Origin of the sequence: Proteus sp. fly-1008 (assembly GCF_040140305.1) — a bacterium.
Taxonomy (GTDB): Bacteria; Pseudomonadota; Gammaproteobacteria; order Enterobacterales; family Enterobacteriaceae; genus Proteus; species Proteus vulgaris_B.
In genome coordinates this window covers 285033-305257 of sequence record NZ_JBEEWH010000002.1, presented here as the reverse complement: position 1 = coordinate 305257, position 20225 = coordinate 285033, and the positions used below count along the sequence as shown (strand labels likewise).

Below are 20225 nucleotides of genomic sequence, written 5' to 3'. Positions count from 1 at the left end.
AATGTTCGCCACTGCGCCAATTCATTTTTGGGTTATCATTCCATAGATTCAATATATTGGAGTTTTCAATGAAATTGCTCAAAGGGCTTGCCCAATACTACGTTGACTTAATGATGAGGCTAGGGCTTATTCGCTTCTCGTTGTTGTTAGCTTCTGCATTAGTTGTTTTAGCGATGGTTGTTCAAATGGCGGTAACATTCTTGCTTGCAGGTGATGTTACCAGTATTGACCTTGTTCGCTCTATTTTCTTTGGGCTGATTATTACGCCTTGGGCTGTCTATTTTCTTTCGGTTGTCGTTGAACAACTGGAGGAATCACGACGTCGTTTATCTCGTATGGTAGATAAGCTTGGTGTAATGCGACAGCGTGATTTAGAGCTTAATTCTCAATTAAAAGAGAATATTGAGCAATTAAACTTGGAAATTCAAGAGCGTGAAAAAGTTGAAAAAGCGCATCTCGAACTTTTGGAAAAACTCAAAAATGAAATGAAGCGTCGTGAGTTGACGCAAATAGAACTGGAACAACAATCTTCACTGTTACGTTCATTCCTTGATGCCTCTCCTGACTTGGTTTATTACCGTAATGAAGATAATGAATTTTCAGGATGTAACCGCGCAACAGAATTACTGACGGGTAAAAGTGAGAAGCAACTTATCGGTTTAACACCACTTGATGTATATGACGAAGATATTGCGATAAAAGTGATGGAAACCGATGAGAAAGTTTTTCGTCACAATGTCTCACTTACGTATGAGCAGTGGCTGGTATACCCGGATGGGCGAAAAGCCTGTTTTGAATTACGTAAAGTGCCGTTTTATGACCGTATTGGTAAGCGTCATGGATTAATGGGCTTTGGACGTGACATTACAGAGCGTAAGCGCTATCAAGACGCGTTAGAGAACGCTAGCCGTGATAAAACTACCTTTATCTCAACAATCAGCCATGAATTGCGTACACCGCTTAATGGCATTGTTGGGTTAAGTCGTATTTTATTGGATACCGAGCTTTCACCAGAGCAACTCAATTATTTAAAAACGATCCATGTGAGTGCGATTACGTTAGGTAATATTTTCAATGACGTGATTGAAATGGATAAGATTGAGCGTCGAAAAATTCAGCTAGATAACCAGCCAATCGATTTTACTGAATTTATTTCTGATTTAGAAAACCTTTCAGGGTTGTTAGTACAGCCAAAAGGATTGAAATTCACACTCGAAGCAGAGGAAACCTTACCACATAAGATAACCTCTGACGGAACTCGATTACGTCAGATCTTATGGAATCTCATTGGTAATGCTGTGAAATTTACGCAAGAAGGTGAAATCAAAGTTCGCATTTGGCAAGAAGCCCCTGATAAGTTGTTCTTCGAAGTCAAAGACAGTGGTATCGGTATCCCTAAAAGTGAGCTTGAGAAGATTTTCGCAATGTACTATCAAGTCAATGATAGTCAAGGTGGACGTTCTGCAACAGGAACAGGGATTGGACTTGCCGTTTCAAAACGCCTAGCACAGCATATGGGCGGTGATATTCATGTAGAAAGTGAGTTAGGTAAGGGATCTGTCTTCACGCTCACTATCGTTGCTCCTACGATTGAAGAACATCTTGATATTGAGAATGATGATGAGTTCTTATTGCCAGCATTAAATATTCTGCTTGTTGAAGATATTGAGCTTAACGTTATTGTCGCCTGTTCAGTTTTAGAGAAGTTAGGTAATACCGTTGATGTAGCAATGACCGGACAAGAAGCTTTATCGATGTTTAAGCCTGATGAATATGATTTAGTGCTATTAGACATTCAATTACCTGATATGACAGGGTTTGATATTTCAAGAAAATTACGTCAAGAATTTGACAGTAATGAACTTCCGCCATTGATTGCATTAACTGCAAATGTTTTGAAAGATAAAAAAGAGTATTTAGATGCGGGAATGAACGACGTATTGAGTAAACCACTTTCTGTAGATGCGCTTACCGCAATTATCAACAAATTCTGGGGAGATGGTGCGGTTTCTGTGCCATGTAATGAGCCATCGGAATTGTTGAATAAAAATGAAGAGTTGTTAGATATAGACATGCTGAATCAATACATCGAACTTGTCGGACCTCAATTAATCACTGATGGTTTAGATGTTTTTGAAAAGATGATGCCAAGTTATATGTCAGTCCTCGAATCTAATCTGACAGCACGTGATCAGAAGGGCATCACTGAGGAAGGACATAAAATCAAAGGAGCCGCGGGTTCTATTGGTTTAAAACATTTACAGCAACTCGCTAAACAGATCCAATCACCGGAATTACCTGCTTGGTGGGACAATGTGCAAGAGTGGGTAGATGAACTAGGGAAGGATTGGAGAAAGGATGTGGAAAGTTTAAGAAACTGGTTAGCAGGGGCTAGAAAAAAATAACCCCAACCGAAGGTTGGGGTGCGCGAATACTGCGCCAACACCAGGGAAACTTTTCTACCCGCTTTTTTTGATTCTCATTGCATAGGCGAATAGGATGAAACTATTCCATACATCATACAAGCAACAAAATAGCAAAGATAAGTTTTTTTGTTACAAGAAACATTTAAATATGTGATGGCGATTGGTGTTTACACCTATAAATGGGTAACTAGTAATCTACTACAAATGGAGAAAGATATGAAATCAATTGCGGTAATTTTAAGTGGCTGTGGTGTGTTTGATGGAAGCGAAATCCATGAATCAGTGCTAACAATGCTTGCTTTAAGCCAAAATAATGCTGAAGTTCATTATTTTTCACCTAATGATTTACAACCAACTGTAATTAATCATATTACAGGTGAGGAAATATCAGAAAAAAGAAATATGATGGAAGAATCTTCGCGTATTTCTCGTGGAAAAATATCCCCTTTATCAGATGCAAAGGCCGAAAACTTTGATGCAGTCATTATTCCTGGTGGCTTTGGTGCTGCGAAGAATTTATGCAACTTTGCCACGAAAGGGAGTGAGTGTGAAATTAACAAAGATCTCTTAAGGTTTGTTCAAGCCATGCATCAACAGAAAAAACCATTAGGGTTAATCTGTATTGCTCCCGTTATGTTACCGAAAATGTTAAATGCTCCAGTTAAATTAACAATAGGAAATGATATTGCAACAGCCAGTGCTATTGAAAAAATGGGGGGAGTCCATATAGATTGCCCTGTTGATGATATTGTTGTTGATGAAGAATATCGAGTAGTAACCACTCCTGCATATATGCTTGCGCAGTCTATTGCACAAGCACAGGTGGGTATTGAAAAATTGGTTAAGAAAGTCCTTGAAATGGCTTAATGTATAGGCGAAAACAGCAGATGACACTGGTGAGAAAGTTAAAGAAACTATTAATTATTCTAATTGCTTTGTGGCTGTTAATAGTTGTGCTGTTTTCTTTTTTACCAGTGCCTTTTTCTGCTGTTATGATCCAAAGACAAATTTCTGCTTGGAGTGAGTTTGATTTCTCTTATGTGTCTCATTCCACTTGGGTTGGTGAAAAAGAGATAGCACCAGCGATGTATTTGGCGGTTATTGCTTCTGAAGATCAAAATTTCCCCAAACATTGGGGTTTTGATTTTGATGCTATTGAGAAAGTTTTCAAAAAAAATCATAACGGTGGGAAAACATTACGAGGTGCATCGACAATTTCTCAACAAACAGTCAAAAATCTTTTTTTATGGGATGGTCGTAGTTGGATAAGAAAAGGGCTTGAGGCAGGCATGACGCCCGTTGTTGAGCTGATCTGGTCAAAAAAACGTATTTTAACGGTATATCTAAATATTGTTGAGTTTGGTGATGGGATCTTTGGTGTAGAACAGGCCTCCCAACATTATTTTAGAAAGCCTGCTAAACAACTTACTCAACAAGAAGCAGCCCTATTAGCTGCAGTTTTACCTAATCCTCACATCTATCACGTTAATAAACCTTCAGCTTACGTCTTAAAACGGCAACAGTGGATCCTAAATCAAATGCGATTATTAGGTGGAGTCACTTTTTTAAAGAAAAATGATTTGTCATAACATTATAAAGTTTGAAATATTTTTCTATCTGGTTCTGCAATTTTTTCTGACAATTTCGTTATTGCAGAAGGATCATTAGCCTGACGAGACTGAATTCGAAATTGTGATGGCGTGATACCGTATTTACGTTTAAAAGCATCGCAAAAATAGGCATTACTCCCAAAGCCACAACGATGGCTGATTTGAAAGACAGAATAATTAGAGAATGTTAGATAATTTAAGGCGATCCCCATTCTGACATCTAACAGCAATTGACAAAATGAAACCCCTTCTTTATTTAAATGACGACGCAGTGTTGATGGGGTGGTAAAGAGCGTTTTTGCTACATCTTCTAAATGCCATTTTCGTTGTGGATCTTGTGTGATTAAATGCGTAATTGCCTGATTTTTGGGTTCGTCATAATTAAATCGGAAGATATTTAAAATATCGACGCCTTCTTGATATACCGCCATTAAAATAAAGAACAGACACTGTTGCATAAACATGGTTTCTTGAGAAGGAGAGCCATGAGGTAGCGGTAAACACTGTTTGAGTATGCCAAAGTTGCTTTTTACCACTTCAGGTGTGGATAAATGATAAGCAGGAAGATGGCTTGTCAGTGGAGAGCTTGATTTAATTAAAGGCTTTAATAAAGAAAAGACAGATTGAAGCTCTGTTTCGCATAAAACGAGGGTATGTAGTTCAATCGATTTATGGGTGAATTGATTAACAATATCACAGGAAACTTGGCTATATTTGGGAATAATAAGAGTCAAATGGGTTGATACATCAATAGTTTGTCCATTGATGCAAATTGTACCTTTTGCGCCACTAACCATCGCTATCATCGGATTTTCGATGTAAAACGTTTTTAAAGACATCTGGTTAGAAGACAGAATGTGTTTGTATTCCATAATCTCCAATATACCGCAGGCAAGCTAAGCATCAATGTTGCTTAAATATTTAATGTGAACTCATTTATTGTATAAACGAATAAGTTATATCTAGAATAAATAGAGAGATTATTCTAGTTAAGAATGAGAGCTATCATGCGAAACTGCACGACAGTCGCACAGAATATAATCCCGTTGATAAAAGATGACAATATAGATATACGCTCATTTTCTACATTTATTTTAATCAGTGTTATTTTTTCTAAATAAAATGCTATTTATTTAAAACGCATTTTTCGTAATAAGGTGTAGAATCGCGCGTCACAGACGAAGGGGATTATCCTGTTTTTAGGTTATCACAGTTTGTCTTTTTACCCACACCCTATCCAACATTCATTAGCTTATTTTCTATTTGATTTTGAATGACACAATCTTATGGATAGTGCTGTATGTTTTCACGTATTTTCCTGATTTATTGATAATTTTGCCGAGTTGGCAGGAGTGAGTATGTCTGACTTTTCAGGGAAGGGTTGGCTTGCTGAAATCGTTTTACGTTATGACGTAAAACGGGGAATGACACGTCTTACAGAAAAACGCCATGTTGGCCCGCTAATGGTTCAGCGTCCTTTTTATCCTGAGCAAGGTATTGCACACACTTATTTACTCCATCCTCCAGGTGGGGTAGTCGGTGGTGATAAATTACTGATCAATATTGATGTTCAATCTGAAGCTCATGCATTGCTTACCACACCTGGTGCAACCAAGTTTTACCGTAGTGCTGGTGGTGTGGCTCGTCAAATTCAAACATTAAAGGTCGCATCGAATGGTTTTTTAGAGTGGCTTCCACAGGAGAATATTTTTTTTCCTGATGCTCAAGTACATCTAGAAACACATATTCATATTGCATCTACTGCCAGATTTATTGGGTGGGAAATTCAATGTTTTGGTCGTCCGGTTTTAAATGAATGGTTTGAAAATGGCAATGTTAAAGGGCGCTTTAATTTTTATATTGATGAAAAGCTGACATTAACAGAATCGCTTTTTGTTAATGGTTTACAAAATAAAGCCGCCGCAATGCGTGAGTTTCCCATGTTGGGTTCGCTTTATATTTATCCAGCAGCTGATGAATTAAAAAATCTTATTCAACAATGTGTTGAGGCTTTTTCAGCCTCTTATAACCCTGTTATCGAATATGGTTTAACCGATGTAGACGGTATTTTAGTTTTACGGCTATTAGGCTCACAAACAGAGCCGATGATGGCGTGTTTTGCTCAAGTTTGGCAAACCGTCAGACAACACTGGTTAGGGTATTGCCCTGAGCCGCCTCGTATATGGGCGACATAATCGTTAATTTTAGGAGCAGAAATGGAATTAACACCAAGAGAAAAAGATAAATTACTGCTTTTTACAGCGGGCCTTGTTGCTGAAAGACGCTTAGCGAGAGGGCTTAAGCTTAATTATCCTGAAGCAGTTGCATTGATTAGTTGTGCCATTATGGAAGGTGCTCGTGATGGTAAAACCGTTGCCCAGTTAATGAGTGAAGGACGCACTGTTTTAACGGCAGAGCAGGTGATGGAAGGGGTACCAGAAATGATAAAAGACATTCAAGTAGAGTGTACGTTTCCTGATGGTACAAAACTTGTTTCTATCCATGATCCTATTGTGTAGGTAACAACATGATACCCGGTGAAATTAGAGTTAACCAAACATTAGGCGATATTGAGCTTAATGTAGGCCGAGAAACAAAGACAATACAAGTGGCTAATCATGGTGATAGACCCGTACAGGTGGGGTCTCATTATCATTTCTATGAGGTAAATGATGCGCTGAAATTTGAGCGAAAAGGCACATTGGGTTTTCGTTTAAATATTCCAGCAGGTATGGCGGTTCGTTTTGAACCCGGTCAAAGCCGTACAGTTGAATTAGTGGCTTTTGCAGGAAAACGTGAAATTTATGGTTTTCACGGCAAAGTGATGGGTAAATTGGAGAGTGAGAAAAAATGAAAACTATCTCACGTCAAGCTTATGCAGACATGTTTGGCCCAACAACAGGCGATCGTCTGCGATTAGCCGATACAGAGCTTTTTCTTGAAATTGAAAAAGATTTCACCACTTATGGTGAAGAGGTTAAATTTGGTGGTGGTAAAGTTATTCGTGATGGCATGGGGCAAAGCCAAGTTGTCAATGCCGAGTGTGTTGATGTGCTTATCACTAACGCCATAATTTTAGACCATTGGGGTATCGTAAAAGCGGATATCGGTATTAAAGATGGCCGTATTGTGGGTATCGGTAAAGCAGGCAACCCTGATGTGCAACCTAATGTGGATATTATCGTAGGGCCTGCCACTGAAGTGGTTGCGGGTGAAGGTAAAATTGTTACTGCTGGTGGTGTTGATACCCATATTCACTTTATCTGTCCTCAACAAGCACAAGAAGGTTTAGTCTCTGGTGTGACTACTTTTATTGGTGGTGGCACAGGGCCCGTTGCAGGAACGAATGCAACCACAGTCACGCCGGGTATTTGGAACATGCATCGCATGCTAGAAGCCGTTGATGAATTGCCTATTAATGTGGGGTTATTTGGTAAAGGTTGCGTGAGTAGACCGGAAGCAGTTCGTGAGCAGATTGAAGCAGGGGCTATTGGTCTAAAAATTCATGAAGATTGGGGCGCAACACCAATGGCAATTCACAATTGCCTTAATGTTGCTGATGAAATGGATGTGCAAGTCGCTATTCACTCTGACACCTTAAATGAAGGTGGTTTTTATGAAGAAACGGTAAAAGCGATAGCAGGTCGTGTGATCCACGTTTTCCATACAGAAGGTGCTGGCGGTGGGCATGCGCCGGATGTGATTAAATCAGTTGGGGAACCGAATATTTTACCTGCATCAACCAACCCAACGATGCCTTATACCATTAACACGGTAGATGAACATCTCGATATGTTAATGGTTTGCCATCACCTTGATCCTTCTATTCCAGAAGATGTGGCCTTTGCTGAATCTCGTATTCGTCGCGAAACTATTGCTGCGGAAGATATCTTACATGATATGGGTGCTATTTCTGTTATGTCGTCAGACTCACAGGCAATGGGGCGCGTAGGTGAAGTTATTCTTCGTACTTGGCAATGTGCGCACAAAATGAAATTACAACGCGGTACATTAGAAGGTGATACTGCTGAAAGTGATAACTGTCGCATTAAACGCTATGTAGCGAAATACACTATTAATCCTGCTTTAGCGCATGGTATTGCACATGAAGTGGGTTCTATTGAAAAAGGGAAGTTGGCTGATCTGGTTTTATGGGAACCGGCTTTCTTTGGCGTGAAACCCGCATTGATCATGAAAGGTGGAATGGTTGCTTATGCACCAATGGGGGATATTAACGCAGCTATTCCAACGCCTCAGCCTGTGCATTATCGCCCAATGTATGCCTGTTTAGGTAAAGCAAAATACCAAACGTCAATGATCTTTATGTCAAAAGCCGGCATTGAAGCCGGTGTGCCTGAAAAGCTTGGCTTAAAGAGCTTAATTGGTCGAGTCCAAGGTTGTCGTAGCGTGTCAAAAGCATCGATGATCCACAATAGCTATGTGCCACATATTGAGCTAGATCCACAAACTTATATTGTGAAAGCAGATGGTGTGCCATTAGTGTGTGAGCCTGCAACACAATTACCGATGGCACAACGCTACTTCCTCTTTTAATCGGCGTGTTATTGAGAACATAGAGAATGAAAAGATTTACTCAACTTATTGATCAACCAAAAGCACTTGAAATAGCAACACGAGAAACATCGGCTCTTACTTTGTGCTTAACGATGGATGAAAGAACCAAAAGCCGTTTAAAAGTCACATTAAGTGATGGGCAAGAAGCTGGGTTGTTTTTGCCCCGTGGTACGGTGCTAAAAGAGGGCGATATTTTACTGTCAGAAGATAATACGCTAGTCACAATTGAAGCCGCAAAAGAGCAAGTTTCTACAGTGTATAGCGAAGATCCGCTGTTATTAGCTAGGGTTTGTTATCACTTAGGCAATCGCCATGTTCCATTACAAATTGAAGCTGGCTGGTGTCGCTATTTTCATGATCATGTTTTAGATGATATGGCGAGAGGCTTAGGCGCAAACGTCGTCGTTGGCTTAGAGAAGTATCAGCCAGAACCGGGCGCTTACGGTGGATCATCAGGTGGTCATCATCATCATTCTCATGACGATCACCATCATCATCACTAATTATTTGAATAAGGGAGCCTATTGATGCTTGCAGATCTACGCTTATATCAATTAGTCAGTCCTTCTTTACCGGTGGGATCGTTTACTTATTCTCAAGGGCTAGAGTGGGCAATTGAAAAAGGTTGGGTTTGTTGTCCTCAAACGTTAACGGCTTGGTTAAGTACTCAAATGACAGGTACTTTAGCAACGTTAGAGCTCCCTATATTACGACGATTACAAGAAAGCTTAGCTCAAACTAAAATGAGTGAAGTGAAATATTGGTGTGATTTTATTGTCGCAAGTCGTGAAACTAAAGAATTACGACAAGAAGAGCGCCAACGAGGTATTGCTTTTGCTCGTTTACTTCCTCAATTAGATATTGAGTTAGATGAAACCTTACAAGCCTGTGTAAAACAGACACAACTGATGGCATTTGCGTTAGCGGCTGTGAAATGGAACATTTCCTCTGAAAAGTTATGTTGTGCTTATGCTTGGGGTTGGCTTGAAAATACGGTGATGTCAGGTGTAAAACTTATTCCATTAGGACAAAGTGCAGGACAGAAAATTTTGTTTACATTAGCAGAACAGATCCCTGCGATTGTTGAGCAATCTGCACATTGGCCCACTGAAGATATTGGGAGTTTTACACCTGCGCAAATTATTGCCAGTAGTCGTCATGAAACACAATACACTCGACTTTTTCGCTCATGAGAAACCTATATGCAAGAATATAATCAACCACTGCGTATCGGTGTTGGCGGCCCTGTTGGATCAGGCAAGACAGCACTGTTAGAAGTTCTTTGTAAAGCAATGCGTGATACATATGAAATCGCGGTTGTTACAAACGATATTTATACCCAAGAAGATGCCAAGATCTTAACGCGTGCCGAAGCATTAGACGCCGATCGTATTATTGGTGTGGAAACAGGGGGATGTCCTCATACCGCTATCCGTGAAGATGCTTCGATGAATCTTGCCGCGGTTGAAGAGTTGGCAATACGTCACAAGGATCTTGATATTGTTTTTGTGGAGAGTGGTGGTGATAACTTGAGTGCCACTTTTAGCCCAGAGCTTGCAGATTTAACCATTTATGTTATTGATGTGGCGGAAGGGGAAAAAATTCCACGTAAAGGTGGCCCGGGTATTACTCATTCTGATCTGCTCGTGATCAATAAGATCGATCTAGCTCCTTATGTTGGCGCCTCATTAGAAGTAATGGAAGCTGATACTGCAAGAATGCGTCCTGTGAAGCCTTACGTTTTCACCAACTTAAAAGAAAAAGTAGGCTTGGAAACTATTATTGATTTTATCATCGATAAAGGGATGTTAAGACGCTAACAGCCTATTTTATTGCAATTCGATTTTAGTTAAGTGAGACACTGCCAGTATCAGTTATTATTCACAAAGACTGATACTGGCAGGATAATACAAAACGATATCAAAATGCGGGATTAATTAAGGTAAGTAAATGCGGTGGTTACTTTAACTACCCCTTTGGTTTCACTGGCTATTTTCGCAACAGCAGCCCCTTCTTGGCGAGTTAAAATACCAAATAAGAACACCTCACCATTTTCAGTGATCACTTTTACCGACGAGGATTTGACTGAATCACTGCCTAAAATTTGAGAGCGAACTTTGGTTGTTAACCATGTATCTGATGATGCAGTGCCTAATGTCACCGGCTCGCCTTGGCGGACTTCGTTATAGACGTTATTCACGCCTTCAACTTTACTTGCGACTTGTTTTGCCGTATCGGCAACGGACATATCAGGGCTTTGACCTGTTAATAAGATATTGCCTTGATAAGCAGTCGCCACAATACGTGAATTGCTTTTCTTGATCTGTTCATTTTTATTTAGAGCACCAGAAACACGCGCTTCCAATGTACCATCATCAACTTGTTGCCCTAATGAGCGAGGATCAGTTGCAGTTTTGCCTGCAACAGCAGCCGTGCCGACAACAGCGGCACCGATGCAACCTTGCAGTAAAAGCGCAGAGCACAGCACTGCAGTGATAGGAAGCAATTTCATAGTAACTCCTTAGTCATCCTGATGTGGGAATAATGTATTATCAATTAAATCGCAGAGACAATTGACTGTTAGCATCTGAACTTCCTGTATTCTGACGGTACGTTGAGAAGGAATACGAATCTCAACGTCTTGAGGACCTAATAACCCTGCAAGCTCTCCGCCATCATAGCCTGTTAATGCAACAATGGTCATATCTCGTGTTACAGCGGCTTCAACGGCTTTAATAATGCTTCGACTGTTACCGTGTGTCGAAATAGCAAGTAGCACATCTCCAGCTTGTCCTAATGCGCGCACTTGTTTAGCGTAGATCTCATCGTGTTGCTGATTCCCCATAATTGCAGTCATCACCACGCTATCTGTGTTTAACGATAATGCAGGCAAACTTGGACGTTCTGTTTCAAAACGATGGATCATGCTTGCGGCAAATCGCTGTGCTGTTGCTGCTGAGCTACCGTTTCCACAGCTTAATATTTTATGGCCATTTAATAACGATTGAACCATCATCATGGCGGCTCTGGAAATAGCATCAGGTAATGCTTCTGCTGCTGCAATTTGAGTTTGGATACTCTCTGTAAAGCAGACTTTGATTCTATCAAGCACGTTAAGACCTATATAATCTAATTTAACGAATAAATTCCGTATAATCGAGAATGTTTTTTAACCATATTAACTGGCGTTGATTAAATGCACAAACATCAAAGCGACAGTCTGATGTCTCGATACTTTCTTGGCGCTGTGCTAACCAACACTTTGCTGTACGCCATAAGCGACGCCGTTTAGAGTAGGTAATGGAGCTTATCGCATCACCAAATAAGGTGTTATATCTAAAACGAACCTCAACAAATACCCATGTCTTGTTTTCCTGCATAATAAGATCAATTTCTCCGCAGGGATATCGGACATTACGCGCAATAAATATTAATCCTTGTTTGCGTAAGTATTTTAGCGCTTTTTGTTCATAGTACAGCCCTAAAAAGTAAGGGCTTTTAGAAAAATCATCCATGATTTTCTTCCTTCATTACTCATAAAACAAACCGCCATAAAGGCGGCTTATTTTTATGATAACGGAGTATATCTATTACTGTGTAACAGGTTCAATTTTACCTTGTTTAAATTGCATCCAAGGAAGTTGTCTATAAACAGTACAGTTATCTTCAACACGTAATGAGCCTGAAATACCATTAAAACGCAATGTACCTTTTGTCAGATCATTGTAATTGTTTGCTAATGACCATGCATCAATTCCCATAGCATAAAGACGCATTAATGAGTAATCGTTCGCAAATTTACTTGATGCTTTTTGCATTAACGGCAAATTAGCGCCAGTCATCAATGGAATATCACTAAATTGAATGCCATCCATTTCCATGCGGAAATCAGGGCCTGTTCCACCTTGGTTGCTACGAGAGCTAACATAAATTGGTGGACGTTTTTGGGTACTGATTGCCATATCAATCATTGGCTTAATTAAGGTTAATTCATCGCTAGTTGCAATGATGTAAACCGAATCAATCGCACCACCAGCAGATGGAATAGATTGAGAGTCTAATGGCAGAGGTGCATTTTCTGTTGGTAAAACAGGTGTTCCTGTCATACGAATACCGACACCGCGATTAATCGATGCTTTTAAGCTTTCAACAGAACTAAAGGTTTGTTGTAAAACTGTACCGCCACCTGTACGTTGCCATTCATCAGCAAAAGTTTGTGCCATTCTTTGGCCAAATTTATTATCTGGAACAATAATTAATGGGTTTGCTTTTTGTTGCTGACGTAAGTGTTGTGCTGCATTACGGGTTTCATCTTCAGGTGAAAGAGAGAAGAAACAGACGGTCGTTGCAGAAGGAATTGTATCTAACTCGTTTAATGCTAATACCGGTAAGCCACTTTGAAGTTCAATAGTTTTCATTACTTCTGGTTTTAGCAGAGGACCGACAATTAAGTTAGCGCCATCTTGTTGTACTTTTTTCAGTAAGACATCAATAGGTTGGCTATTGGTATCATAAACAATTACTTGGCGTGCATTTTGTGCAACGGGATCTAAACGCAGTGTGGTGTTACTTGAAAATGCAGAACTCTCTTTTTCTTTATCTTGAGTCGTTTCAGTTTTTTCAGTTGTTTCTTGTGCGGTATCCGTTGTCGGTGTTTCAGTATTTTTGATGCCTAATTCTTCTAAGATTGAAGCAAGGCTGTCATCATTTTTAGGGGATTCTGGCTCAGGCATTGCTTGAGGTTGTGGTAAGCCACTTTGCGCATCAAGGAAGCCTTGGCGAATAGCCTCTCCAAATACTTTAGCTTGCCCTGTTAAAGGCAACAATAATGCGATTTGGCTACTTGCACTAACAGAAGGCTGTGAAAGACGTAATAATGATACAGGGAGTGTTAACGCTGCTGGGTTACGAGGATAGCGAGTTTGCCATTCTCTCACGGCAGTTGATAGCTTATTAGCATCATCTTTGTTGTATTCATATGTGTTGAGTAAATCTAACCAACCTTGCAGGGTATTTTCATCTGCTTTGATAACCACACCACGGCGTTGTTCTGGTGTGAGTTTGGTCAGTGTGAGCCATGTATCATCAATATTTTTCTGATGTAGCTCAGGATCGGTAATTAATGTTTCTAACCCAATATAGGCTCTAATAACATCTAAAGATGCCAGCCCTTGAGCATCATCAATCACTTTTTGAAATTGTTTCATCTCCATTTCTGCTTTTGCAGCGGGAGTGAGAGGTTGTTCTTGTTGCCCCGTCAGGGTACAACCTGACATAATCAGCGCAGAGAGTATCGCAGTATAGGATAAACCTGTTTTAAAACGCACAAAAATTGAGGAAAGCATACTGTACCCAGTGATGTTTTATAATTATGCTCAATTTTAAATCGGTCATTCGGAATAAACAATGAATCAACCTAATCGAGCAGCGGTAACGACATCCACACTGTACATAGTACCCACACCTATTGGTAATCTGGGTGATATCACCCAGCGGGCACTAGATGTGCTGTCTCATGTCGATTTAATTGCTGCAGAAGATACCCGTCATACAGGGCTTCTATTACAGCATTTTGCCATTAACGCACGTTTGTATGCGTTACATGATCATAATGAACAGCAAAAAGCAGATCAATTAATTAGCAAATTACAACAGGGGCTAAGTATCGCATTAGTCTCTGATGCAGGTACACCATTAATTAACGATCCTGGCTATCATTTAGTCAATCAATGTCGTAAACATGGCATAAATGTCGTGCCACTGCCTGGCGCTTGTGCTGCTATTACGGCACTTTCTGCTGCAGGGCTTCCTTCTGATCGTTTTTGTTATGAAGGTTTTTTACCAGCAAAAACAAAAAGTCGCCAAGATTGCCTACGTGAATTGTCAGAAGAACCTCGTACATTGATTTTTTATGAGTCAACACATCGGCTGTTAGATAGTTTAGCTGATATGGTGACAGTTTGGGGTGAAGATCGCTACGTAGTATTAGCGAGAGAGCTCACAAAAACATGGGAAACTATTCAAGGTATGCCAGTGGGTGAATTACTCAAATGGGTACTTGAAGATGAAAATCGCCGTAAAGGTGAGATGGTTCTCATTGTTGAGGGGTATGAAAAACCCGTTGATAATGATTTTTCCCCTGAAGTGTTGCGAACACTTGCGATTTTACAAAAAGAGTTACCTCTGAAAAAAGCAGCTGCTGTGACGGCTGAGATTTATGGCGTGAAGAAAAATGCACTTTATAAACACGTTATTGAGCAAAATGGTGAAGCTCAAGACGAGTAAAGTGATTTTTTAGCTTCTTTTGCTATACATTTTCTATCAGAATCCCTATAATCCGCACCCTGAGTTGACTAGACAACCGCTGCTTTATCGTTGTCCCTTCGGGGGAGACGGATAGAGGGGAGGAAAGTCCGGGCTCCACAGGGCAGGGTGCCAGATAACGTCTGGGAGGCGCGAGCCTACGACAAGTGCAGCAGAGAGTAAACCGCCGATGGCCTGTTTACAGGATCAGGTAAGGGTGAAAGGGTGCGGTAAGAGCGCACCGCGCAACTGGTAACAGTTTGTGGCATGGTAAACTCCACCCGGAGCAAGACCAAATAGGGGTTCTTATGGTGCGGCCCGCATTGAACCCGGGTAGGTTGCTGGAGCCAGCGCGCAAGTTCTGGCCTAGATGAATGGTTGTCCACGACAGAACCCGGCTTAACGGTCAACTCACCTCATAAAAAACCCTCGATTCACATTGTGTGTCGAGGGTTTTCTACTTTTATGCCGATTTAAACGTCTCATTACGAAATTATATCAATAAATAAGCCACGAAAATCAACCGAGCTTTTTAATGTGATGCTATGGCTATCTTGAATAAACGCGCCATCACCACACTGTATTTGCCCATTTTCTTGTGTTGATGTTTGCAAATAGGTGCCGCCTTTTATGGATTGTAAAAAGCCTTTCTGTCCTTTTATTGGGAGTGTAATTTCATCACCTGCTTGCAAATGAATATGATAAAGCCAAATAGTTTGCCTTAACATTAACGAGCCATCATCACCCGTAGGTGAAGCTAATAATTGATATTTTAAATTTTCATCTAATATCAATTTTTGTGAAGCTAAACTTTCTTGTTGTGGACAAGCATTTAGCCACAACTGGATACGGGTTAATGGCGTATCTGGGCTGCTATTTTTCTCAATATAGGTTTCTGTATTATGAGGCGAAATAAGTAAGCACTCATTTTCTTTTGCTGTGACTGTCCGTCCCATATTATCTAGGTATGTCGCTTCCCCTTGAAGAATAAGATTAACCACATCAACATGAGGATAGGTCTTTGCTTTAAATTCAGAATTTGGTGCAAGCACTTCTTGGTTAAGAACTCTTAGCGTGCCATAGTCTAAAAAATGAGGGTCAAAATAGTGGCCAAAGGAAAATGTGTAGCGAGCTTGTAGCCAACCATAATCCGCTTTACCACACTGTTGTGCTGTTCTGTATTTTATCATGGCGGTATTTTTCGAGTAGATTATCAATATATTTATCATAGAGGTATGGACTGTCTATTGTTAGCAAGTTAATCTGGTGCCTATAATCAAATTATTTGATAGAGATAAGTATAATGAGTAAAGACAAAGCAATTACGTTGGAATCTTTACGAGTCATGGATGCCATTGATCGTAGAGGGAGTTTTGCGGCTGCGGCTGATGAACTAAATCGAGTTCCATCGGCACTTAGTTATACCATGCAAAAATTAGAAGAAGATTTAGATGTTGTCCTTTTTGACCGTTCTGGTCATAGAACTAAATTTACCAATGTTGGCAGGATGCTACTTGATAGAGGACGTATATTACTTGAGGCTGCTGACAAATTAACGTCAGATGCAGAAGCCTTAGCAAGAGGTTGGGAGCCACATATCACTATTGTTTGTGAAGCACTGACACCCGCATCTCGTCTCTTTCCTTTGGTTGAAAAATTAGCTGAAAAATCCAATACACAACTGTCATTAGTGACAGAGGTATTAGCAGGGGCATGGGAAAGTTTAGAAAGTGGTAAATGCGATATTGTGATTTCACCCGATATGCATTTTCGCACTTCATCTGAAATCAACTTTCGCCCTTTATACAATACCACTAGTGTTTACGTTGCCAGCCCAGATCACCCGATCCATAACGAGCCTGAACCATTAGCAGAAGAAACTCGCTTAAAATATCGGGGCATTGCAATTGCAGATACGGCAAGAGAACGCCCTGTTTTAACCGTATTATTATTAGATAAACAACGTCGTTTAACGGTCAGTTCTATTGAAGATAAGCGCCGAGCGTTAATTGCAGGTTTAGGTGTGGCGACAATGCCAATTGATTTAATTGAAGATGATATTAAAGAAGGGCGCTTACGTGTTGTTGGCCCAGAATATCATCATGAAAATAATATTATTATGGCATGGCGAAGAGACAGCATGGGTGAAGCCAAATCGTGGTGCTTACGTGAAATTCCTAAACTCTTTGCTAATGATAAAAAATAATTAACAGTGAACGGAACATCGATCTATTTTATCTTTGTCGCATAAAAAAGATCCCCTCAGGGATCTTTTTGATTTCAAGATGCCATCTTACCAGTTTTTATTGAAAATACGATCTAAGCTCCATTTACCCGGGCCTGTCACAACGAGTAATAAATATCCGCCTGCAATTGTCATGTTTTTCATAAACATTAATTGGTTCATGCCTTCAGCAAAATTACTGTGGAACAGTAAGGCGGTTAAGAGAGTAAAGACTGCAGTAAAAATTGCAGTGGTGCGAGTTAAGAAACCAAATAAGATTGCTAATCCACCACCTAATTCTAATAAAATAGTCAGTGGTAATAAGAAACCGGGAACGCCCATTGCTTGCATATATTGCTGTGTACCTTCATATGCGCCAATTTTTCCGTAGCCTGCGCTGATAAATAAAATCGGCATTAAAATACGGGCAATTAATAACGCAATGTCTTCAAATTTTTTCATAATATTTATTCCTAATAAAACTCTATTATCTGCAATGTATATCTGTTTATATTTGTATTTTCGTCGGTTATTTTTCTACTTTTAGATTTAATAACCACGGCTACGGTGTGAGATAGATAATAATGGGAAATTGAAAAAGAGAATATTAAGAAGAATTAACATTCTTAGACAAAAAAATTGATGTTCAATCTGAGGTTTTTTTGAAGGACTTCTGTATTGCTCGAATTAAGCCAATTGCACCGATAGCGCGTTGTCCTAACCGTATGATTTTTTTAGGGTGTTTAATACTGTAAAGAGAGATAAAACTAGCACCTACTAAAAAAGCAGGTTTTAAAGAGACTAAAATCCGCCACGCTTTGTCATAAGGCTCTGTCACATCAAGCCAAGTTTGTGTACCTTGGCCCAAATCAGAGCGCTGTTGCTGAATTTTATTCAACAACAGCTTTTTACGTCTTGAGAGAACACTCTGCTTATTTTGTTTGTTCATCATGATATTGCTCCAAAAGACGTTTATCTAATTCCAGTTGTTGGCGAGTATCGCCTAATAAGGTGGAATTTCGTGCTTTCTTTAATGTCATGATGGCGCCAATAAGGGCGCAAAAAAGCAAAATCGCTGTTGTAACCGCTAAAGTATAAATTCGGTATTCTGGGGGTATAACCCAAAATAACAATATAAGCAGGCTCATTAGACCGAATGCGGTAAGTAACAAGGTGACTCCAGCCATTAAAATAAGCTGGATCAAGGTGGTTTTTTCTTCTTCCAGTTCAATAGCTATTAATTGTAGGCGAGTTTCAACCATGCCTATAACGATAGCACCAATTCTACTGAGAGAATTCAGAACCCCAGATGCGGGGCCCTGTGGTCTTTGAGTATCACTCATTATAAATTAGCGTTTTGCAAGTAGAACGCCAAGAACAACACCAACAGCAGCACCGATACCAACACCTGTCCATGGATTTTCACGAACATAGTTATCTGCTTTTCCTGCCATTTCTTTCGTGTTATCGACAATTTCTCGACCTGCATCACTGAGTTTTGCACGAGAACCTTTTATTGCCGATTCTGCTTTTGCACGCAGACTTTGGATTTCTTCTTTGGATTTATCTGCAGAGGAGTTCAGTACTTCTTCTAGAGTATCAGCAAGAGATTTCAATTCACTACGCAGATCTTCATTTGAACGTTGTTGAGACATAATTAACTCCTTTAATAGAGATAGAATGTAGTACTTATAACAATAGACTAATTTTACAGCTTAATGAAATTAAATAACGACTTAAAAGTGAAAAAAAGAGATAAATCTTAATTAAATGGGAGGATTAAAGGAGCTTAGAAGTGTGTATTCTGAAAAAAAGACCTGTTCAATATGATGAAACAGGTCTCTATTATTTTTTGCTGTGTAATTCCTATCAGAATATCTTGATAGTATTTAATTCGTATTAAGCTTTTCTTTTCTTTTTAATAACCACCCAGATGCTACCAATTAAACCGATCACTAATAGGCAAACAGGTAATAGCATAAGAATATTCATTAAATAGTGTTCGTATTGGCGAAATAGCGGACTGTTACCGAGTAAATAGCCTAGCGTTGTTAAAATACCTACCCATAAAAAACCGCTTAGCCAATTGAAAATTTGAAAGCGGGTATTATTCAATCCAGCAAGGCCTGCAATGGTTGGTAACAATGTTCTAACGAACGCTAAAAAACGACCAATAAGTAATGCGGCTAAGCCATGGCGATGAAAAAGCCCATGTGCGCGCTGGTGATAATGTTCTGGTAGATGTGACAGCCAACTACGTACTAATTTTGTATTACCAAGCCATCGTCCTTGAAGATAGCCCAGCCAGCAGCCTAGGCTCGCACCTGCGGTTAAAATAAGTAAGGTCAATGGAAAGTCCATTGTATCTTTAGCAATTAACACACCCACTAAAATTAATAAGCTATCTCCTGGTAAGAAAGCAGCGGGCAATACTCCGTTTTCTAGGAATAGTATGGTGAATAATAAAATGTAGATAATCCATATTAATGAGGGATTAGCTAAGGTTTCGTAATCTTGATGCCATAGCGCCAAGAAGAGCTCTCTTACGATTTCCATATAAAAGGCTTCCTAAAACTGAGTCATTTGGGGGTAAATGTAAATTCAATAAGTGTTGTAACCCATTTACCCGTTTTCCACTTCATAGGGTCTATTTTTCATTGTTTAAAACAGCAACACTCTAACAAAATCAGGAAAAACTAGACAGAAAATTTTTTAACTCGATAACGAGATAACTTATCCATAGATATGGGATCTTGAAAAATAGACATCTAATCTCTTTTCGAATTCAGAGTAGGGAATTTTTTAAAAGAAAACCTTAAGAGCTAGAATGCTAAGAAGAGAAATATCACATTTTGTTTTAATCAAAAAAAGATAAATTTTTAATATTATTTGAAAGAAAATAAAAGGTTATCTTATTTATATTACACATCTTTTTTTGTCTGTTATTTATACAGTTATGAATAGATAGCGTGATTAATTGTTAGTGATTATGTTAATAAAAAAACCAATCAATTGATTGAAAGAATAAAAAATAGCAGAGTGAAAATAAAAAATAAGTAACATGACCCAGTATAACTCACTGATAAT

General features: G+C 39.5%; 23 protein-coding genes and 1 other RNA gene. 13 read left to right on the top strand and 11 right to left on the bottom strand.

The features are described 5' to 3' along the window. Positions 1 to 68: 68 nt before the first annotated feature. The 3 genes from arcB to mtgA all read left to right on the top strand — a co-directional run bounded on the left by arcB (position 69) and on the right by mtgA (position 4015). Positions 69 to 2405: an aerobic respiration two-component sensor histidine kinase ArcB gene (gene arcB, locus ABN256_RS05870; RefSeq protein ID WP_196554783.1), complete on the top strand. Its 2337-nt coding sequence runs from the start codon at positions 69 to 71 to the stop codon at positions 2403 to 2405. A gap of 237 nt (positions 2406 to 2642) precedes the next feature. Continuing rightward, a complete protein-coding gene (gene elbB / locus ABN256_RS05865; RefSeq protein WP_196554815.1) occupies positions 2643 to 3293 on the top strand; it encodes an isoprenoid biosynthesis glyoxalase ElbB in 651 nt (216 codons plus the stop codon). A 20-nt stretch (positions 3294 to 3313) separates the two neighbouring features. Beyond that, positions 3314 to 4015 (top strand): monofunctional biosynthetic peptidoglycan transglycosylase, encoded by a 702-nt coding sequence (gene mtgA, locus ABN256_RS05860; RefSeq protein ID WP_196554782.1) that lies wholly within the window; start codon positions 3314 to 3316, stop codon positions 4013 to 4015. A gap of 2 nt (positions 4016 to 4017) precedes the next feature. Here mtgA and ABN256_RS05855 read toward each other — a convergent pair whose 3' ends face one another. Next, positions 4018 to 4908 (bottom strand): AraC family transcriptional regulator, encoded by an 891-nt coding sequence (locus ABN256_RS05855; RefSeq protein WP_196554781.1) that lies wholly within the window; start codon positions 4906 to 4908, stop codon positions 4018 to 4020. 486 nt (positions 4909 to 5394) lie between these two features. Between ABN256_RS05855 and ABN256_RS05850 the strand changes: the two genes are divergently transcribed. Genes ABN256_RS05850 through ureG form a run of 7 tightly spaced genes read left to right on the top strand, consistent with a single transcriptional unit; the run spans position 5395 to position 10431 of the window. Then, the gene (locus ABN256_RS05850) at positions 5395 to 6231 is read left to right on the top strand and encodes an urease accessory protein UreD (RefSeq protein WP_196554780.1); all 837 of its coding nucleotides are present in this window, start codon (positions 5395 to 5397) and stop codon (positions 6229 to 6231) included. A gap of 21 nt (positions 6232 to 6252) precedes the next feature. Then, positions 6253 to 6555, top strand: coding sequence for an urease subunit gamma (locus ABN256_RS05845; protein WP_004908484.1), 303 nt, complete (start codon positions 6253 to 6255; stop codon positions 6553 to 6555). Between the two features lie 8 nt (positions 6556 to 6563). Then, positions 6564 to 6890: an urease subunit beta gene (locus ABN256_RS05840; protein WP_196554779.1), complete on the top strand. Its 327-nt coding sequence runs from the start codon at positions 6564 to 6566 to the stop codon at positions 6888 to 6890. Beyond that, positions 6887 to 8590, top strand: a complete 1704-nt coding sequence (gene ureC / locus ABN256_RS05835; RefSeq protein WP_196554778.1) for an urease subunit alpha — start codon at positions 6887 to 6889, stop codon at positions 8588 to 8590. Before ABN256_RS05840 ends, ureC begins: the two co-directional genes overlap by 4 nt. A 26-nt stretch (positions 8591 to 8616) precedes the next feature. After that, a complete protein-coding gene (ureE, locus tag ABN256_RS05830) occupies positions 8617 to 9114 on the top strand; it encodes an urease accessory protein UreE (RefSeq protein WP_196554777.1) in 498 nt (165 codons plus the stop codon). 24 nt (positions 9115 to 9138) lie between these two features. After that, a complete protein-coding gene (locus tag ABN256_RS05825) occupies positions 9139 to 9804 on the top strand; it encodes an urease accessory protein UreF (RefSeq protein ID WP_072069744.1) in 666 nt (221 codons plus the stop codon). A gap of 9 nt (positions 9805 to 9813) precedes the next feature. Then, positions 9814 to 10431: an urease accessory protein UreG gene (ureG, locus tag ABN256_RS05820; RefSeq protein ID WP_072069743.1), complete on the top strand. Its 618-nt coding sequence runs from the start codon at positions 9814 to 9816 to the stop codon at positions 10429 to 10431. Between the two features lie 113 nt (positions 10432 to 10544). On the opposite strand, the gene dolP is transcribed toward ureG, so the two are convergent. The 4 genes from dolP to ABN256_RS05800 all read right to left on the bottom strand — a co-directional run bounded on the left by dolP (position 10545) and on the right by ABN256_RS05800 (position 13956). Further along, entirely contained in the window at positions 10545 to 11123 is a 579-nt protein-coding gene (dolP, locus tag ABN256_RS05815; RefSeq protein WP_072069742.1) for a division/outer membrane stress-associated lipid-binding lipoprotein, read from the bottom strand. Positions 11124 to 11132: 9 nt separating this feature from the next. Beyond that, positions 11133 to 11723, bottom strand: coding sequence for a DnaA initiator-associating protein DiaA (gene diaA, locus ABN256_RS05810; protein ID WP_004245257.1), 591 nt, complete (start codon positions 11721 to 11723; stop codon positions 11133 to 11135). Between the two features lie 22 nt (positions 11724 to 11745). Beyond that, positions 11746 to 12126 carry a YraN family protein gene (locus ABN256_RS05805; protein ID WP_072069741.1) on the bottom strand — a complete coding sequence of 127 codons (381 nt, stop codon included), beginning with the start codon at positions 12124 to 12126 and terminating at the stop codon, positions 11746 to 11748. Between the two features lie 75 nt (positions 12127 to 12201). After that, the gene (locus tag ABN256_RS05800; RefSeq protein ID WP_196554776.1) at positions 12202 to 13956 is read right to left on the bottom strand and encodes a penicillin-binding protein activator; all 1755 of its coding nucleotides are present in this window, start codon (positions 13954 to 13956) and stop codon (positions 12202 to 12204) included. Positions 13957 to 14017: 61 nt separating this feature from the next. Here ABN256_RS05800 and rsmI point away from each other — a divergent pair, with 61 nt between their 5' ends. After that, positions 14018 to 14896: a 16S rRNA (cytidine(1402)-2'-O)-methyltransferase gene (rsmI, locus tag ABN256_RS05795; RefSeq protein WP_072069740.1), complete on the top strand. Its 879-nt coding sequence runs from the start codon at positions 14018 to 14020 to the stop codon at positions 14894 to 14896. Positions 14897 to 14956: 60 nt separating this feature from the next. Then, positions 14957 to 15332, top strand: an RNA gene (gene rnpB, locus ABN256_RS05790) — RNase P RNA component class A. A 67-nt stretch (positions 15333 to 15399) separates the two neighbouring features. Here the strand turns inward: rnpB and ABN256_RS05785 are convergent. Next, complete coding sequence (locus ABN256_RS05785; protein WP_196554775.1) at positions 15400 to 16104, bottom strand: pirin family protein; 705 nt, start codon at positions 16102 to 16104, stop codon at positions 15400 to 15402. Between the two features lie 113 nt (positions 16105 to 16217). Here ABN256_RS05785 and ABN256_RS05780 point away from each other — a divergent pair, with 113 nt between their 5' ends. Next, a complete protein-coding gene (locus tag ABN256_RS05780) occupies positions 16218 to 17120 on the top strand; it encodes a LysR family transcriptional regulator (protein ID WP_072069738.1) in 903 nt (300 codons plus the stop codon). Positions 17121 to 17207: 87 nt separating this feature from the next. On the opposite strand, the gene ABN256_RS05775 is transcribed toward ABN256_RS05780, so the two are convergent. From ABN256_RS05775 to ABN256_RS05755, 5 genes are all read right to left on the bottom strand, one after another. Next, the gene (locus ABN256_RS05775; protein ID WP_072071050.1) at positions 17208 to 17600 is read right to left on the bottom strand and encodes a DoxX family protein; all 393 of its coding nucleotides are present in this window, start codon (positions 17598 to 17600) and stop codon (positions 17208 to 17210) included. A 184-nt stretch (positions 17601 to 17784) separates the two neighbouring features. After that, on the bottom strand, positions 17785 to 18090 hold the full coding sequence (locus ABN256_RS05770) for a YqjK-like family protein (protein ID WP_231619333.1): 306 nt from the start codon (positions 18088 to 18090) through the stop codon (positions 17785 to 17787). Further along, positions 18071 to 18481: a phage holin family protein gene (locus tag ABN256_RS05765; RefSeq protein ID WP_196554774.1), complete on the bottom strand. Its 411-nt coding sequence runs from the start codon at positions 18479 to 18481 to the stop codon at positions 18071 to 18073. The genes ABN256_RS05770 and ABN256_RS05765 overlap by 20 nt, the downstream gene beginning before the upstream one ends. A 6-nt stretch (positions 18482 to 18487) precedes the next feature. Beyond that, the gene (locus ABN256_RS05760) at positions 18488 to 18793 is read right to left on the bottom strand and encodes an ElaB/YgaM/YqjD family protein (protein WP_072071048.1); all 306 of its coding nucleotides are present in this window, start codon (positions 18791 to 18793) and stop codon (positions 18488 to 18490) included. A 244-nt stretch (positions 18794 to 19037) separates the two neighbouring features. Continuing rightward, the gene (locus ABN256_RS05755) at positions 19038 to 19694 is read right to left on the bottom strand and encodes a DedA family protein (RefSeq protein ID WP_196554772.1); all 657 of its coding nucleotides are present in this window, start codon (positions 19692 to 19694) and stop codon (positions 19038 to 19040) included. Positions 19695 to 20225: the final 531 nt, after the last annotated feature.

What these genes read in the sequence shown, in the direction of transcription:
- ABN256_RS05805 (WP_072069741.1), bottom strand. Translation starts at nt 12,126, where the DNA reads ATGGATGATTTTTCTAAAAGCCCTTACTTTTTAGGGCTGTACTATGAA.
- ureC (WP_196554778.1), top strand. Translation starts at nt 6,887, where the DNA reads ATGAAAACTATCTCACGTCAAGCTTATGCAGACATGTTTGGCCCAACA.
- mtgA (WP_196554782.1), top strand. Translation starts at nt 3,314, where the DNA reads ATGACACTGGTGAGAAAGTTAAAGAAACTATTAATTATTCTAATTGCT.
- ABN256_RS05855 (WP_196554781.1), bottom strand. Translation starts at nt 4,908, where the DNA reads ATGGAATACAAACACATTCTGTCTTCTAACCAGATGTCTTTAAAAACG.
- ureG (WP_072069743.1), top strand. Translation starts at nt 9,814, where the DNA reads ATGCAAGAATATAATCAACCACTGCGTATCGGTGTTGGCGGCCCTGTT.
- ABN256_RS05765 (WP_196554774.1), bottom strand. Translation starts at nt 18,481, where the DNA reads ATGAGTGATACTCAAAGACCACAGGGCCCCGCATCTGGGGTTCTGAAT.
- ABN256_RS05825 (WP_072069744.1), top strand. Translation starts at nt 9,139, where the DNA reads ATGCTTGCAGATCTACGCTTATATCAATTAGTCAGTCCTTCTTTACCG.
- arcB (WP_196554783.1), top strand. Translation starts at nt 69, where the DNA reads ATGAAATTGCTCAAAGGGCTTGCCCAATACTACGTTGACTTAATGATG.
- ABN256_RS05840 (WP_196554779.1), top strand. Translation starts at nt 6,564, where the DNA reads ATGATACCCGGTGAAATTAGAGTTAACCAAACATTAGGCGATATTGAG.
- dolP (WP_072069742.1), bottom strand. Translation starts at nt 11,123, where the DNA reads ATGAAATTGCTTCCTATCACTGCAGTGCTGTGCTCTGCGCTTTTACTG.
- ureE (WP_196554777.1), top strand. Translation starts at nt 8,617, where the DNA reads ATGAAAAGATTTACTCAACTTATTGATCAACCAAAAGCACTTGAAATA.
- ABN256_RS05775 (WP_072071050.1), bottom strand. Translation starts at nt 17,600, where the DNA reads ATGAAAAAATTTGAAGACATTGCGTTATTAATTGCCCGTATTTTAATG.
- ABN256_RS05850 (WP_196554780.1), top strand. Translation starts at nt 5,395, where the DNA reads ATGTCTGACTTTTCAGGGAAGGGTTGGCTTGCTGAAATCGTTTTACGT.
- ABN256_RS05755 (WP_196554772.1), bottom strand. Translation starts at nt 19,694, where the DNA reads ATGGAAATCGTAAGAGAGCTCTTCTTGGCGCTATGGCATCAAGATTAC.
- ABN256_RS05780 (WP_072069738.1), top strand. Translation starts at nt 16,218, where the DNA reads ATGAGTAAAGACAAAGCAATTACGTTGGAATCTTTACGAGTCATGGAT.
- ABN256_RS05845 (WP_004908484.1), top strand. Translation starts at nt 6,253, where the DNA reads ATGGAATTAACACCAAGAGAAAAAGATAAATTACTGCTTTTTACAGCG.
- ABN256_RS05760 (WP_072071048.1), bottom strand. Translation starts at nt 18,793, where the DNA reads ATGTCTCAACAACGTTCAAATGAAGATCTGCGTAGTGAATTGAAATCT.
- ABN256_RS05785 (WP_196554775.1), bottom strand. Translation starts at nt 16,104, where the DNA reads ATGATAAAATACAGAACAGCACAACAGTGTGGTAAAGCGGATTATGGT.
- ABN256_RS05770 (WP_231619333.1), bottom strand. Translation starts at nt 18,090, where the DNA reads ATGATGAACAAACAAAATAAGCAGAGTGTTCTCTCAAGACGTAAAAAG.
- elbB (WP_196554815.1), top strand. Translation starts at nt 2,643, where the DNA reads ATGAAATCAATTGCGGTAATTTTAAGTGGCTGTGGTGTGTTTGATGGA.
- rsmI (WP_072069740.1), top strand. Translation starts at nt 14,018, where the DNA reads ATGAATCAACCTAATCGAGCAGCGGTAACGACATCCACACTGTACATA.
- ABN256_RS05800 (WP_196554776.1), bottom strand. Translation starts at nt 13,956, where the DNA reads ATGCTTTCCTCAATTTTTGTGCGTTTTAAAACAGGTTTATCCTATACT.